This is a genomic window from Cellulomonas soli (assembly GCF_052036975.1).
Lineage (GTDB): Bacteria > Actinomycetota > Actinomycetes > Actinomycetales > Cellulomonadaceae > Cellulomonas > Cellulomonas soli_A.
Genome location: NZ_JBQIAR010000016.1, coordinates 61,034 through 75,026, shown reverse-complemented (window position 1 = coordinate 75,026; position 13,993 = coordinate 61,034). Strand labels below are relative to the sequence as shown.

The window sequence follows — 13,993 nt, the reverse complement described above, 5'->3', positions numbered from 1 at the left end:
TCCGGGGTGCCGTGGTGGGCGGCACCTGACCCGGTTTCACCCGCCCTGCGCGTACCCGTGGGCGCGCGCGGGGCGATGACCGAGGTGAGTGCGGCGCATGGGCCGCACCGACTGGTCGGGGCAGGTCGAGCGCGGTCTGCCACTCGGGAGGGGTCCGACGTGAACGCTGCTGTCCTGACGACCGTGCTCACCGGGTTGCACGGCCTGGTGGACGAGCCGACCGGTGGTCCGTCGCCGGCGGGGGAGGCCGGGTCCGAGGTGCGGGTGTCGGTCTGCGAGGCACGGAGGATCGCCGGCGAGCGCCGCCCCACCAGCAGGGGCGTGGGTCAGGGCATCATGGGCCGGTGAGCCCGTCGCCGTCGGAGGTACGCACCGCGCGGCTGCTCGTCGCCGCGCAGGGGGTGCTCCTCGTCGGGTGGGTGCTGCTGCCGGGCGGGGACGCGTGGCCGGTGCCCGGGTGGCTCCGGGTGGTGTGCATGGTCGCGGTGGCGGTCGGGCTGGTCGTCATGGTGCTGGCCGGCACGGCGCTGGGCCGCGGGCTGACGGCGGTGCCGTTGCCGAACCGGCATGCGGTGCTGCGCACGGGCGGCCTGTACCGAGCGGTGCGGCACCCCATCTACAGCGGGCTGCTGCTCACGACGGGCGCGTTCACGGTGGTGTCGGGCAGCGTGCCGCGCCTGGTCGTGTTCGCCGGTCTCGTGGTGCTGCTGCAGGTCAAGGCCCGGTGGGAGGAGACGCGGCTGACGCGTGCCTTCGCCGGGTACCGCGCGTACGCCGCCCGCACGCCCCGGTTCGTGCCGGGACTCGTGCCGGGGCTGGTGTCGCGCCGTGAAGGTCGGCCGCGGGGTCGCCGCGGCTGACGTCAGGCCTTGGTGGAGACCGTCACCGTGAACTTGCTGTTCCTGGCTGCCTGGCGGGTCGGGCCGACGGTCCGCTCCAGGGCGGGCCGGTACAGCAGGTGCGAGTTCCACACGGTCCACAGCTCGCCGCCGGGTCGCAGCACGCGGGCGGCGGCGGCGAACAGCTTGTGCGCGACGCCCGTGTGCACGGACGCCCCCACGTGGAACGGCGGGTTGAGCACCACCAGGTCCACCGAGGAGTCGGGCAGCGTGGAGGCGGCGTCGTCCCGCACCACCTCGACGCGGTCGGCCACCCCGTTGGCCCGGGCGGTGGCCAGGGCGGAGGCGACGGCTGCGGCGGAGTCGTCGGTCGCGACCACGTGCAGCGTCGGCCGGGCGAGGGTGAGCGCCGCGGCGACCACCCCGGTGCCGCAGCCCAGGTCGACGGCGCGGGCAGCCCGCGGCGCCATCGCGTCGAGCGAGCCGAGCAGGAACCGGGTGCCCAGGTCGATGCGGGTGCCGGCGAATGCCGAGCCGTGCGCGCAGACCGTCAGGCCCAGGTCGGCGTGGTGCTCGGACGCCGGCCAGGTGCTCGTGGGGCGTTCGCCGGCCGGGCGCGGGCCAGTGGCGACCAGCACGCGTGACTTCTGCCGGGCGAGCCGCGCCTCGACGGTGGCCAGGTGGCGGCCCAGCACCTCGTTCATCGCGATCGACATGTGCTTGACCCGGCCCCCGGCGACGACCACCACGTGCGGGTCGGCGTGCTCGGCGACCAGGGCGGCGATCTCGTCGAGGGCGTCCAACGACCGCGGCAGCTGCAGCAGGACCACCCGCGCACCGGACAGCAGCGTCGAGTCGAGCGGGTGCGAGGTGAACGTGCCGGTCAGGTCGCAGCGTTCGGCGTTGGCGGCCAGCGCCTGCTCGCCGGTCAACGCGTCCTGGTGCGTGCGCACGGCACCCGCCCCGTGCAGGGCGATCGCGCCGAGCGTCAGGGCGCCGTACCGGTCGCCGATGACGACCACGGTGCCGGTGGGGGCGGAGGAGATCGCCGCGGCGGCCTCGTCGAGGATCAGCCGGTCGGAGGCGTCGACGGCCACCAGGTTGGGCGCCTCGACGTCGGGGTAGCGGCGCAGCGCCTCGAAGGTGAAGTCGGCCATGTGATGCTCCCAGTCGTCTGTCCGCCCGGGTCGGACATCGACACCTGGCGCCCGAGAGTACCCGTCCGCCCTGACCGGCCGGCGGGCGGCGGAGCTCCTCCGGGACGGTTCGCCACCGCCCGGGCACCCGAGGATGCTGGTCCCGTCGTACGCATCCGCACCTCAGGAGGGGTCGATGACCTCGAAGGACGATCGCCGCCGCTCGGGCGCGGGCCGGCGTGCCGGGTACGCCGTGGCGCTGCTGGTGAACGTGCTGCTGCTGGTCGGCATTCACGTGGTCCCGGGGTGGCAGGTGCTGCCGTTCCTGACGGACGAGCTCACCGAGGTGCTGCCGCTGATCGACGCCTCGCTGGTGGCGGGGGCCGTGGTCAACCTGCTGTACCTGGTGCACGACGGTCCGGCGTTCAAGGCGTTGACGCAGGCGGGCGTGGACGTCATCTCGCTGCTCGCCTCGTTGCGGCTGCTGCAGGTGTTCCCGTTCGACTTCACCGGCTCGACGTTCCCGTGGGAGCCGGTGGTGCGGGTGGTGCTCGTCGTGTCGGTGGTCGGGACGGCGATCGCGGTGCTGGTCGAGGTCGTGCGGTTCTTCCGCGCGCTGTTCGGCTCGCGCACCCAGCCGTGAGCCCGGCCGCTCAGCCGCCGGTGACGGTGCGGGTGGGGTTGCCCGGACCCAGCGAGCGCAGCGTGGACCGCAACCGGAGCGGCAGCCCGCTGACCACGTTGTCGTAGGAGTCCTCGACGAGCTCGGCTGCGAGGGCACGGTCGCCGCCGGGGGCGAGCACCACGCTCACCCAGTGCTTCTTGTTCATGTGGTACCCGGGCAGCACACCGTCGTGCTCGGCGACGAGCAGCGGCACCTCGTCGGGTTCGGCCTTGAGGTTGACGATCAGGTGCTCGCTCACGTGCGGCACGTGCATGAGCAGGGCGAACACCTTGCCGTGCACCCGGAACACGTCGGTCTGCGGCCCGAACGGGTTGTCCTGCGTGGCACCGGGCAGGGCCAGGCAGGTGCGATGGCACCAGTCGGCGGCGTCACGCTGGGTGGGGTGCACCCGGACATCATGCTCGGGGCCACCCACAGGCGCACTAGCCTGCGCGGGTGCGCACGCTCACGATCGCCGTCGTCCAGCACGCTCCGACCTGGGGTGACGTCCCCGCCGCGGTCGCCCACCACGTGGCCGCGGTCCGCGGGGCCGCCGAGCAGGGGGTGCGGCTGGCGCTCTTCCCGGAGCTGTCCCTCACGGGGTACGACCTGGCCTTCCTCACCTCCGACGCAGGGGCCGGTGCGTGGCTGCACCCGGACGACCCGCGGCTCGACCCGCTGCGGGCGGTGTGCGCCGACACGGGGGTGACGGCGCTGGTCGGAGCCCCCGTGCGCGTCGGGTCGCAGAGGGTGCTCGCGGCCGTCCGTGTCGAGCCCGACGGCGGCCTGCACGTGCACGGCAAGACGCACCTGCACGGCGCCGAGCACGCCGTGTTCGACGCGCAGCCCGCGTCCGCGCCGTTCGACCTGGACGGCTGGCGCGTCGCCGCCGCGATCTGCTTCGACCTGGCGACCCCGGCGCACGCGGCCGCCGCGGCCGAGCGCGGCACCGACCTGTACGTTGCGGGCGTCGTGTACGACGCGGGCGACGAGCGCCGGTTCGACGTGCACGGTGCCGCCAGGGCGATGGACCACCGCATGGTCGTCGCAGCCGCCAACACCGTCGGCGACCGGCCCGGGGCCACCTCGTGCGGGGCGAGCGCCGTGTGGCACCCCGACGGTTCCGTGCTGGCCCGAGCGGACACCGCCGCGCAGACGCTCGTCGTGGAGCTCGACCTCGACGAGGTGCGCGCCTACCAGGCCCGGGACCGCGCGGTCCGCGCATGACCGCCATGGCGCCCCCCGGGTCTGCCGACCCGTGCCCGTGCGGGTCGGGCGACCCGTGGTCCGCCTGCTGCGGCCCCGCGCTGGACGGGTCGCGCCCCGCCGCGACGGCGGAGGCTCTCATGCGCTCGCGGTACAGCGCGTTCGCGGTCGGGGACGCTACCTACCTGCTCGCCACCTGGCACCCCTCGACGCGCCCGGGTGACCTCGACCTCGACGACGACGTCGAGTGGCGGCGGCTGACGATCCTGGGCACGACGGCCGGGGGGCCGTGGGACCAGGTCGGCACGGTCGAGTTCGTCGCCGCGTACCGCACGGCGGACGGGCGCGGCCGGCTGCACGAGCTCAGCCGGTTCGTCCGCGAGGGTGGTCGGTGGCTGTACGTGGACGGGGGCGTGCAGGCCTGACGCGGGTCCCTGCCCCGGTGCCCGACGCCGGGTCAGGTGTCGATCGGGCGGGTGAGGACGAGCACGGCGCGGGCGAGCGTCCCGCTGAGGATCTCGTCGTCGGCGTCCTGTCCGGCGAGGACGGCGCTGCGCAGCGCGTCGTCGTAGATCGCCGTGATCATCTGCAGCGCCTGCTGGGTGTCGAGCACGAACTCGCGGCCGGCGCGGTCCAGGGCGCGGTGCACGATCGGCACCAGGGAGGCCCGGAACCGGTCGCGGTAGGTGAGGAACTCGGTGGAGACGGCCGGGTCACGCATGGCCAGCAGGGCGAACTCTCCGGTGACCAGGCACCACTGCCGGTTGTCGAACGGGCCGCGCATGAGGGCCAGGACGAGCGAGCCGATGGTCGGTTCGTCGAGGGGTTGCACGGCGGCCTCGAGCTGGGGTCGCAGCGCGTCGACCTGCTCGTCGAGGCTGGACAGGCGCAGCGTGTGCTCGCGTTCCATGAGCGCGAAGAACAGCTCTTCCTTGGTGGAGAAGTTCGAGTAGAACGCGCCGCGGGTGAACCCGGCGCGTTCGCAGACCTGCTCGACGGTGGCCGCATGGACGCCCTGCTCGGCGAAGACCTCGTACGCTGCATCGAGTAGGCGTTCGCGCGTGCGTCGGCGGCGTGCCGACTCGGGGGGCGCGACGGGGGAAGCAGCAGGGGGAGTGGCAGGGGAACCGGCAGGGTCGCCGGTGCCGGCGTCGTCGTGGCCGGTCATGTCCTGCACCTCGATCCTCTGACGGAGGCTCCTCGGTCGCGTGACCCGCCCCCTGCTCGTCCCGCCCCGCGTGCTGTCGCGTCGGCACCGTCAGTCTAGTTGCCGATGCACGAATGTATCGGATACGTTCCCGTATCGGATACGACGGCGTATCGAACAGGGGGTCGCCGTGCGGCCCCGCCTTCCTCACACCGGGAGCAACCGTGTCCTCCGTGCTCTACCGCCTCGGCCGTGCGGTGTTCCGTGCCAGGCGCAGGGTCGCCGCCCTGTGGATCGTCGTGCTCGTCGTCGTGGGGGCCGGTGCCGCGCTGTTCAACCAGGGCACCGACAACACGTTCTCCATCCCCGGCACCGAGTCCGGCGAGGCGCTCGCCCAGCTCAGCCGCACGTTCCCCCAGGTCAGCGGCACCTCGGCGAGCCTGGTCGTGGTGGCCCCCGACGGGCAGGACGTGCGCGAGGACGCCGTGCAGACCCCGGTCGAGACCGCCGTCACCGCCTACGGCCAGGTCGACGGCGTCTCCGCGGTCACCGACCCCTACGGCGACACTGTCACCGGCACCATCTCCGACGACGGCCAGGCCCTGGTCGTCACCATCCAGGTCGACGGGCAGAGCAACACCGTCAGCACCGAGCTGCTCGACTCGGTCTCCGCGATCACCGACACGCTCGAGGGCGAGCTGCCCGACGGCTCCCAGGTCTCGCTCGGAGGCGACCTCTACGGCAATCAGGTGCCGACCGTGAGCATCACCGAAGGCCTCGGCGTGCTCATCGCGCTCGTCGTCCTCATCATCACGTTCGGCTCGTTCCTGGCCGCGGGGATGCCGCTGCTCACCGCGCTGCTGGGCGTCGCACTGTCCATGTCCGCGATCTACCTCGCCACCGCGTTCGCGACGATCTCCTCCACGACCCCGCTGCTCGCGCTCATGCTCGGCCTGGCCGTCGGCATCGACTACGCGCTGTTCATCATCTCCCGGCACCAGGGCCAGCTGCGGGCCGGCATGGACCCCGAGGAGTCGACCGCCCGGTCGTTGGCCACCGCAGGCTCCGCGGTCGTGTTCGCCGGGCTCACCGTGATGATCGCGCTGGTCGGCCTGGCCGTCGCGCGCATCCCGTTCCTCACCGTCATGGGCGTCGCCGCCGCGGTCGGGGTCGGCGTCGCCGTGATCATCGCGCTCACCCTCACGCCCGCGCTGCTGGGCTTCGCGGGCGACCGGCTGCGACCGGGGTACCGCCGCGACCGCAAGGCCGCCCGACGGGCGCAGCGGGCCGCCGCCCACAAGGCCGCGGGATCCGCAGCGGCCACCGAGGCGTCGCCAGGCACCGCGGCGGGAGCTGCGCCCGTCGACCACCGGCACGACCCCGTCGTCGCGCCCGAGGGGCACAACCGCTTCTTCCTCGGCTGGGTGCGTGCGGTCACCCGCTGGCCCGTCGTGACGATCCTGCTCGTCGTCCTCGGGCTCGGTGCCCTCACGCTGCCCGCCCGCGACCTGCGCCTCGCGCTGCCCGACGCCGGCTCCCAGCCCGAAGGGTCGGCCGCCCGCGTCACCTACGACCTGCTCGCCGAGCACTTCGGCCCCGGCTACAACGGACCGCTCATCGTCACCACGACGATCGTCGGCTCCACCGACCCCCTCGGGCTCATGGCGGACCTGCAGTCGGAGATCGAGCCGATGGACGGCGTCGCCGCCGTGCCGCTGGCCACGCCCAACCAGAACGCCGACACCGGCATCGTGCAGGTCATCCCCGAGGGGGGACCCGACTCGCCCGAGACCAAGCAGCTCGTGCAGGACATCCGCGACCGGCACGACGAGTTCCGGGAGAAGTACGGCGTCGACATCGCCGTCACGGGTATGACGGCCGTCGGCATCGACATCTCGACGCTGCTCGGCGCGGCCCTGCTGCCGTTCGCGATCTTCGTCGTCGGGCTCTCGTTCGTGCTGCTCACGATGGTGTTCCGGTCGCTGTGGGTGCCGCTCAAGGCGACCGTCGGCTACCTGCTGTCCGTCGGTGCCGCGTTCGGCGTCATCGCGCTCGTCTTCGAGCAGGGCTACGGCGCCGACGCGCTCGGCGTCGACCGGCTCGGACCGGTGATCAGCTTCATGCCGATCGTGCTCATGGGTGTGCTGTTCGGCCTCGCCATGGACTACGAGGTGTTCCTCGTCTCCCGGATGCGTGAGGACTACGTGCACGGCGGCGACGCGCGCCGCGCCGTGACCACCGGGTTCGTCTCGTCGGCCAAGGTCGTCACGGCCGCCGCGATCATCATGTTCTCCGTGTTCGTGGCCTTCGTGCCCGAGGGCGACGTGAACATCAAACCCATCGCGCTCGGCCTGGCCGTCGGCGTCGCCGTCGACGCGTTCATCGTCCGCATGACGCTCGTGCCCGCCGTGCTGCACCTGCTCGGCGACCGGGCCTGGCACATGCCGCGCTGGCTCGACCGTCTGCTGCCCTCGTTCGACGTCGAGGGCGAGAGCCTCGCGCGCGAGATCACGCTGGCCGACTGGCCCGAACCCGGAGCCACCGACGCCCTGGCCGCCGACGGGCTGCGGCTCGACGCCCCCGACGGGCACCCGCTGTACGCCGACGTGTCGTTCCGGGTGCCCGAAGGTGGGGTGCTCGTGGTCGCCGGGCCGCACCGCAGCGGACGCACCGCGCTGCTGCTCACGCTCGCCGGACGCGCCCACGCCGACTCCGGGACGCTCAAGGTCGCCGGGTTCGTCGCCCCCGAACGGGCACCTGCCATCCGGGGACGGGTCGCCGTCGCCCCCCTCGCCCGGGCGCTCGACCCCGTCGGCGTGCTGCACGAGGCGTTCGCCACGACCGCGCCGATCGTCGTCATCGACGACCTCGACACCGTCGCCGATCCGGCGCAGCGGCAGGACGTGGCACGGGTGCTCGACGCCGCACGGGTCGATGCCGCAGCTGCCGACCGCCCCCTCACCCTCGTCGTCAGCTGCCTGGCACCCGACGGCCTCGCGGGCCTGCTGCCCGCCGACGTCCGCCCGACCGACGTCGTCCTCGTCGACCGCACCGACCTCGCGAAGGCGCTCTGATCCCCATGCCGCAGCTGTCCACGATCCTCATGCAGCCCGAACGTGCACGGACCCACGGCCGCGCCGGCTGGGTGTCCCTCCTCGGGCTCGTCCTCGTCCCGCTCGTCGTCGGCGGGCTGCTCACCTGGGCGCTCTGGCAGCCCACCGAGCACCTCGACCGCATGCAGGCGGCCGTGGTCAACCTCGACACCCCCGTGCAGCTCAACGGGCAGACCGTGCCGCTCGGGCGGCAGCTGACCTCCGCCCTGGTGACCTCGACCGGGTCCGGCGCCAGCGAGGACACCGACGCGGTGCCGGACGTCGCCGGATCGAGCTCCACCGAGAACTTCACCTGGGTCATCACCGACGAGGAGGACGCCGCCGAGGGCCTCGTCGACGGCCGCTACGCCACGGTCGTGACCATCCCGTCCGACTTCTCCGCCGCGGCGACCTCCGCCGCCGGCGGGGACGCGTCGGCCGCCGTGCAGGCCACGATCGACATCGCCACCAGCGAGCGCTCCCGGCTGGTCGACAGCGCGGTCTCGCAGGCCGTGACCAGCACGGCCGTCAGCCTGCTCAACACCCAGCTGACCAACGCGTCCCTCAACAGCGTGTTCCTCAGCTTCACCACGCTGCACGACAGCCTCGGCCAGGCGTCCGACGGCGCCGCCCAGGTGGCCGACGGTGCCGGGCAGCTCGCCGACGGCACGACCCAGCTGGCCGCCGGCACCGTCTCGCTCGCCGACGGCATGGCGCAGCTCGCCTCGGGTGCCGACGGCCTCGCGCAGGGAGTCGGTGCGCTCACCAACGGCGCCGACGACCTCGCCGACGGGCTCGACCAGATCGCCGCGCAGACCTCGTCGTCCGCACAGACGGCGACCGCCGCGGTGCCGCAGGCCCAGCAGCTCGGTGCGGGCATGGACGCGCTGAACGCGGGGATCAACGGGAGCCCGGGGGTCGCGACAGGGGTCAGTGGGTTGGCCCAGGGCACCGCAGGCGTCCAGCAGACCGCGGCCGGCGTGCTCGACGCCCTGCACGCCGCGACCCAGGCCTGCCTGGCTGGGGTGCCGGACACCTGCCAGGCCGCCGCGAACATCGTCGTCGCCCAGCAGGGCACGACGCCCGTCGACGGGCACGCCACACTCACCGCGCTGTCCGCCCAGGTCGCGGCGGGTGCGGCAGCCCTCAACACCTCGGTGAACGTCGGCTCGGCGACGACCCCGCCGCTGACCAGCAGCGTCACCCAGCTGACGGCTGGCGTGCACCAGCTCGTCGACGGCGTGTCCGCCTCCGCCACCGGTCTGGGCACCCTCAGCGGGTACCTGCAGCAGTCGGCCGACGGTGCCGGTCAGCTGGCCGACGGTGCCGGTGAGGCCGCCGAGGGTGCGGCGCAGCTCGCCTCGGGCATGCACGCCGCCGCGACCGGTGCCACCGACCTGTCGACGGGTGCCGCCCAGCTCGGCTCGGGTGCGAGCGACCTGTCGTCCGGCACCGACGAGCTCGCCTCGGGCCTCGACCAGGCCGTCGAGCAGGTGCCGACCTACACCGACGACGAGGCGCAGACAATGGCCGACGTGCTCGGCACCCCCGTCGTCGCCGACGACGGCGAGCAGGACCAGGCGTCCCTGTTCGGCTCCACGAGCGTGCCGTTCCTGGCAACCGTCGCCCTGTGGCTCGGCGCGCTGGCCACGTTCGTCGTCATCGGTGCGGTGGGCCGCAAGACCCTCGGATCCACCCAGCCTTCGGCCGTCATCACGCTGCAGCAGTTCGCCCCCGGCGCGCTGGTCGGCATCCTGCAGGGGCTGGCGATCACCGCCGTGATGGCCGGTGCCCTCGACCTGACCCCAGGGGGGTGGGTCGCGTTCGCCGCGGTGGCGGTGCTGGCCGGAGTCGCGTTCGCCGCCGTCAACCAGGGGCTCGTCGCGGTGCTGGGCGGGATCGGCCGGTTCGTCTCGGTGGTGATCGCGGTGGTCGGCCTGGCCACGGCCGTGATCTCGACCGTGCCGCCGGTGCTCGTGGACGTCGCCGGCGTGCTCCCGCTCAACGCCGCCCTCGACGGGTTGCAGGGCGTGGTGCTCGGCGACGGCGGGGTCGGTGGCGCGATCGTGCTGCTGCTCGTGTGGATGCTGTTCGGGCTCGCCCTGACGATGTCGGCCGTCGCCCGGCGTCGTGTGGTCCCCGCCGGTCAGCTCGCCCGCTGGACCCGCGCCGCCTGACCCTCGTGGCCGGACGACCGGTCCGGGCTGCGTCCGCCCAGGTCACGGACACATCCCGATCCTCAGTTCGCGCACAGGAACGCGCGCGCGTCGTTACGCTCGCCCCATCCGCGAGGGTCTCGACCCTCGTCCGAGCGCGCTCCAGGGGGTCGTCGTGGGTGTGGGTCCGATGTCGTCGGCAGGGGCCTGGTGGGCCTCGTGGATGGTCCGGCTCGTCGCTGTCGTCGGGGCGTTCTGCCTCCTGGTGACGGTGGCCGCGGGGTCGCCGGCCCGGGCGCACGAGCGGCACGCGTCCGCCGCGACCGGCGGGAAGATCGTCGGTCGCATCACCGACACCGCCCGGCACGGGGTCGCCGGTGCCCGGATCGAGGTGCTCGAGCTGCTCGACCCAGACGGCGAGACGCGCCTGGTGGCGTCCGCGACCACCGGCAAGGACGGCCGGTACGCGGCGACCGCCGTGCCGGCCGGGACGTACCGGGTGCACGTCGTCCCCCGCACCGGTTCGGGTCTGGCCGCTCAGTACCAGCCCGCTGCATCGAGTGTGCTGGAGGGCGACGAGGTGGTGGTCCGTGCCGGGCGGACCGTCCGGCACGTCGATGGCGTGCTCCCGCCGGAGTCGATGATCGTCGGGTTCGCGCAGGACGCGTCGGGTGCCGCTGTGCCGGGCATCCAGGTGACTGTCGAGCTGTTCCGGGACGGCGTCGGTGTGTGGCTTCCGACAGGGACCGCCACGACGAGCGTCCACGGCACGTACACCGTGCGCAGTCTTCCCGCAGGCACCTACCGGATCGGGTTCACGAGCCTCGCGACGCCGCCGGCGTTCTCCGCCCAGTACTACCCGGGCGCCGGCACGCAGTGGCAGGCGGCCGCGGTCGAGGTCGGACCGGGGCAGGCGGTCACCGGCATCGACGCCACGCTCACGGCACCGGCGCGGATCACCGGGACCGTCACCGACGAGCAGGGTCTCGTCGTCCCGGGCACGCACGTGACCGCGTCCGTCGAGGACGGCGGCTACTTCTCGACCGTGGCGCAGACGACCACCGCCGAGGACGGCACCTACGTCATCGACGGGCTCGCGCCCGGCGCCTACCAGGTCTCCTTCGCCCCGCCACCGTCGGGGTCGTACAGCCAGCACTTCTACCCGGGCGTGACCGACCCGCACGAGGCGACGACGCTGGCGGTCACCGCCGGTGCGCACCTGACCGGGATCGACGTGGTTTTCCGGCCGTGGGACTGGGGCACCGACGATCCTGGTGAGGAGCCCGACGGCCTCGGCGCGCTGTCGGGCACGATCACCGACCTCGACGGTCTCCCGCTCACCGGCATCGGCGTCACCGTGTTCCGGGCCGCCGAGACGGAGGTCGGCGTTGTCCTGGAGTACGCCGGCTACGCCTCGACCACCGCCGACGGCACGTACACGATCGGTCTCGCGGACGGCACGTACCGGCTCTGCGCCAGCGACATGGCAGGGGCGTACGTGAGCACGTGCTTCCCGGCGGTACCCGACCTCGAGTCGGCGGTCTCGGTCGGGGTCGTCGACGGCGCGGTGGTCTCCGGTCTCGACCTCCGACTGGCCACCACCATCGTCCCGACCCCATAGCGCCCAGCCACCCCAAGCCCCCGGAGGAGCGACGTGCACCAGATCAGACCCGCGCTGGCATTCGGCAGGCGACGGCGAACGGCTCACGTGACGATGGCGCTGCTCGTCGTGTTCGCGTTCGTGTGGTTCACCGGGTCCCTCGTCGCGCTGGTCGTCGAGATCGGGCATGGCGCGACCGGCACGGCCGAGTACCGCGGCAGGACGTTCCCGGCGTGGGTGGTGTACGCGGTCGGCATCGTGCTCGGCGGGTGGTTGGTCGTCGATGGTGTGGCCGGGTGGCGTGCGACCGGTCCGCGGCACGGGGTGCTGGACCAGGTGCTCGAACCGACCGGTGTGCGACTGCTCCGACCGCGCAAGTGGGGTCGACCGCAGGAGCTGCTGGTCGAGCGGCGTGAGCGGCTCCTGATCGAGGCCGAGCTGGTCTACTCGGGCAGGGCCGGGCAGGACCGCTCCTACCGGTTCACGGTGTCGGGCGCGGCCGGCACGCTGCGCTTCGACCAGTCGGTGCACATCGAGGCGCTCACGCTCGCACCGCTCGAGGACACGGCGCGGGCGCTCGGCATCGAGATCGTCACGACGGGTGCTGCCGAGGAGATCCAGCGCGGGGCGGCGACAGGCGTCCTGCGGTACTGACCCTCGTCGCGGCGCCGCGCGCTGCTCGCGCGCCTGGGGGCGGGCCCGCACCGCCGGAGCCCGCGCCGGTAGGGTTTCCTGCCGAACCGCACGAAGCGGACATGCCCGGCGCGTCCGGTGCCCGGGTGCGACCACAGGAGGTAGCCAGTGATCGACTTCGAGAACGCCTCGTTCAAGAAGCTGACCGAGTGGGACGCGGACAAGGCCCGTGAGGACCTGCAGGACCTGCTGGTCGCCGACGAGGTCGTCCAGCTGGCGTTCAAGGGTGTGCGCGACTCGGTGACGTTCACGAACCGGCGGATCATCGCGATCAACACCCAGGGCATGACGGGCAAGAAGAAGGACATGACCTCGCTGCCCTACGGCAAGGTCCAGGCGTTCTCCATCGAGACGGCCGGCACGTTCGACCTGGAGTCCGAGCTCGAGCTGTGGTTCAGCAGCCTCGGGCGGGTGCGGCTCGAGTTCGGCCGCGGTGTCGACATCCGCGGGGTGAGCCGCATCCTCGGCGAGCACGTGCTCTGATGCCCGACCGGTCCGTGCCGCCGGCGGTGCCGTCGAACCCGTACGCCGCCCCGCACTCCCCGGGGGTGCTGCCGCAGCGACCGGCGCCGGGGTCGCAGCCCGGCCAGCCGTTCGTGCCGGGTGTGGTGTTCAACGGTGCGAACCTGCAGGCCCCGCCCCCGTCGGCGCAGACGCCGTGGGGGTGGGGTCGGGCGCGTTGGTGGTGGGCCCTTGCGGTCGTGGCCCTGCTGGTCCCCGCAGTCGGCGGGCTCCTGCAGCTCCCCCGGCTGGTGCAGACGGCCGACGTGTCCGACCTGGTCCAGGAGCAGCCGTCGGACACCTACTCGATCACCGACCGCCCCGGGTGGAACCCGCTCGTGGAGCACGGTCAGCGGCTCAGCGACACGTACCTGGCCAAGATGGACGACGGCACGATCTTCGAGATCGTCCCGCAGACGCAGGAGGGCGTGAACTACGCCCACGACTTCCTGGTGCTGCTCGCCGACGAGAACAGCGCGCTGCTGTTCGCCACCCAGACGAGCGACGACCCCGCCGAGCTGGACGCCGTCATCCAGGAGACCCGCGACCGTTTCGACGAGCTCGAGCGCATGTTCCTGGCGGGCGAGGACTTCGACGTCGACATCAGCATCACCCGTTCCGATGGCACGACGTACACCTCGGACGGCAACAACCACGCGGACGACGACGCCAGCACGCCGTAGCCCCTGGGGTCGTCTCTCGGCTCAGCCTGGCGGGCGTCGAGCCTGCGCAAGGTACTCGACGCAGCCGTCGATCGTGACGATGCGCCCGTAGTCCTGTTCGGGGACCTCCACGCCGGTGGCCTGGAAGAGCCCGATGGCCAGGTTGAGGATGTCCATCGAGTCCAGGTCCAGCTGGTCGCGCAGGTCTTCGGCCGGGTCCACCGCCGCCACGTCGACCTCGGGCGCGACCTCCCCGAGGATGCGCAGCACGGTCGCCCGCAGGGCACGTGCGTCCAT

At 73.1% G+C, this 13,993-nt stretch carries 15 protein-coding genes; 11 read left to right on the top strand and 4 right to left on the bottom strand.

From position 1 onward, the window contains the following. Window positions 1–159: 159 nt before the first annotated feature. Window positions 160–348: a hypothetical protein gene (locus ACTHAM_RS15380; protein WP_440689012.1), complete on the top strand. Its 189-nt coding sequence runs from the start codon at window positions 160–162 to the stop codon at window positions 346–348. After that, window positions 345–860 (top strand): methyltransferase family protein, encoded by a 516-nt coding sequence (locus ACTHAM_RS15375; RefSeq protein WP_440689010.1) that lies wholly within the window; start codon window positions 345–347, stop codon window positions 858–860. Before ACTHAM_RS15380 ends, ACTHAM_RS15375 begins: the two co-directional genes overlap by 4 nt. A gap of 2 nt (window positions 861–862) precedes the next feature. Here the strand turns inward: ACTHAM_RS15375 and ACTHAM_RS15370 are convergent, their stop codons facing one another. Then, on the bottom strand, window positions 863–1,996 hold the full coding sequence (locus ACTHAM_RS15370; protein WP_440689008.1) for a class I SAM-dependent methyltransferase: 1,134 nt from the start codon (window positions 1,994–1,996) through the stop codon (window positions 863–865). Window positions 1,997–2,171: 175 nt separating this feature from the next. Between ACTHAM_RS15370 and ACTHAM_RS15365 the strand changes: the two genes are divergently transcribed. Continuing rightward, the gene (locus tag ACTHAM_RS15365) at window positions 2,172–2,618 is read left to right on the top strand and encodes a hypothetical protein (protein ID WP_440689006.1); all 447 of its coding nucleotides are present in this window, start codon (window positions 2,172–2,174) and stop codon (window positions 2,616–2,618) included. A 10-nt stretch (window positions 2,619–2,628) separates the two neighbouring features. On the opposite strand, the gene ACTHAM_RS15360 is transcribed toward ACTHAM_RS15365, so the two are convergent. Beyond that, a complete protein-coding gene (locus tag ACTHAM_RS15360) occupies window positions 2,629–3,048 on the bottom strand; it encodes an MmcQ/YjbR family DNA-binding protein (RefSeq protein ID WP_440689004.1) in 420 nt (139 codons plus the stop codon). A gap of 47 nt (window positions 3,049–3,095) precedes the next feature. Between ACTHAM_RS15360 and ACTHAM_RS15355 the strand changes: the two genes are divergently transcribed. Beyond that, window positions 3,096–3,866 (top strand): carbon-nitrogen hydrolase family protein, encoded by a 771-nt coding sequence (locus tag ACTHAM_RS15355; RefSeq protein ID WP_440689002.1) that lies wholly within the window; start codon window positions 3,096–3,098, stop codon window positions 3,864–3,866. After that, window positions 3,863–4,270 carry a YchJ family protein gene (locus ACTHAM_RS15350; RefSeq protein ID WP_440689000.1) on the top strand — a complete coding sequence of 136 codons (408 nt, stop codon included), beginning with the start codon at window positions 3,863–3,865 and terminating at the stop codon, window positions 4,268–4,270. Before ACTHAM_RS15355 ends, ACTHAM_RS15350 begins: the two co-directional genes overlap by 4 nt. Before the next feature lie 32 nt (window positions 4,271–4,302). On the opposite strand, the gene ACTHAM_RS15345 is transcribed toward ACTHAM_RS15350, so the two are convergent. Next, complete coding sequence (locus ACTHAM_RS15345) at window positions 4,303–5,013, bottom strand: TetR/AcrR family transcriptional regulator (RefSeq protein WP_440688998.1); 711 nt, start codon at window positions 5,011–5,013, stop codon at window positions 4,303–4,305. Window positions 5,014–5,216: 203 nt separating this feature from the next. Between ACTHAM_RS15345 and ACTHAM_RS15340 the strand changes: the two genes are divergently transcribed. The 6 genes from ACTHAM_RS15340 to ACTHAM_RS15315 all read left to right on the top strand — a co-directional run bounded on the left by ACTHAM_RS15340 (window position 5,217) and on the right by ACTHAM_RS15315 (window position 13,717). Continuing rightward, window positions 5,217–8,066 carry an MMPL family transporter gene (locus ACTHAM_RS15340; protein ID WP_440688996.1) on the top strand — a complete coding sequence of 950 codons (2,850 nt, stop codon included), beginning with the start codon at window positions 5,217–5,219 and terminating at the stop codon, window positions 8,064–8,066. 5 nt (window positions 8,067–8,071) lie between these two features. Beyond that, entirely contained in the window at window positions 8,072–10,261 is a 2,190-nt protein-coding gene (locus ACTHAM_RS15335) for an ABC transporter permease (RefSeq protein WP_440688994.1), read from the top strand. Window positions 10,262–10,430: 169 nt separating this feature from the next. Further along, window positions 10,431–11,861 (top strand): MSCRAMM family protein, encoded by a 1,431-nt coding sequence (locus ACTHAM_RS15330; protein ID WP_440688992.1) that lies wholly within the window; start codon window positions 10,431–10,433, stop codon window positions 11,859–11,861. Between the two features lie 87 nt (window positions 11,862–11,948). Continuing rightward, window positions 11,949–12,494: a hypothetical protein gene (locus ACTHAM_RS15325; protein ID WP_440688990.1), complete on the top strand. Its 546-nt coding sequence runs from the start codon at window positions 11,949–11,951 to the stop codon at window positions 12,492–12,494. A 147-nt stretch (window positions 12,495–12,641) separates the two neighbouring features. Continuing rightward, on the top strand, window positions 12,642–13,016 hold the full coding sequence (locus tag ACTHAM_RS15320; protein ID WP_440688988.1) for a PH domain-containing protein: 375 nt from the start codon (window positions 12,642–12,644) through the stop codon (window positions 13,014–13,016). Beyond that, entirely contained in the window at window positions 13,016–13,717 is a 702-nt protein-coding gene (locus ACTHAM_RS15315) for a hypothetical protein (RefSeq protein WP_440688986.1), read from the top strand. The genes ACTHAM_RS15320 and ACTHAM_RS15315 overlap by 1 nt, the downstream gene beginning before the upstream one ends. Window positions 13,718–13,738: 21 nt before the next feature. On the opposite strand, the gene ACTHAM_RS15310 is transcribed toward ACTHAM_RS15315, so the two are convergent. After that, the gene (locus tag ACTHAM_RS15310) at window positions 13,739–13,993 is read right to left on the bottom strand and encodes an acyl carrier protein (RefSeq protein ID WP_440688984.1); all 255 of its coding nucleotides are present in this window, start codon (window positions 13,991–13,993) and stop codon (window positions 13,739–13,741) included.

Bases quoted from the DNA above. Each gene is read 5' to 3' on its own strand.
- ACTHAM_RS15370 (WP_440689008.1), bottom strand. From the start codon at position 1,996: ATGGCCGACTTCACCTTCGAGGCGCTGCGCCGCTACCCCGACGTCGAG.
- ACTHAM_RS15365 (WP_440689006.1), top strand. From the start codon at position 2,172: ATGACCTCGAAGGACGATCGCCGCCGCTCGGGCGCGGGCCGGCGTGCC.
- ACTHAM_RS15350 (WP_440689000.1), top strand. From the start codon at position 3,863: ATGACCGCCATGGCGCCCCCCGGGTCTGCCGACCCGTGCCCGTGCGGG.
- ACTHAM_RS15345 (WP_440688998.1), bottom strand. From the start codon at position 5,013: ATGACCGGCCACGACGACGCCGGCACCGGCGACCCTGCCGGTTCCCCT.
- ACTHAM_RS15335 (WP_440688994.1), top strand. From the start codon at position 8,072: ATGCCGCAGCTGTCCACGATCCTCATGCAGCCCGAACGTGCACGGACC.
- ACTHAM_RS15330 (WP_440688992.1), top strand. From the start codon at position 10,431: ATGTCGTCGGCAGGGGCCTGGTGGGCCTCGTGGATGGTCCGGCTCGTC.
- ACTHAM_RS15315 (WP_440688986.1), top strand. From the start codon at position 13,016: ATGCCCGACCGGTCCGTGCCGCCGGCGGTGCCGTCGAACCCGTACGCC.
- ACTHAM_RS15310 (WP_440688984.1), bottom strand. From the start codon at position 13,993: ATGGACGCACGTGCCCTGCGGGCGACCGTGCTGCGCATCCTCGGGGAG.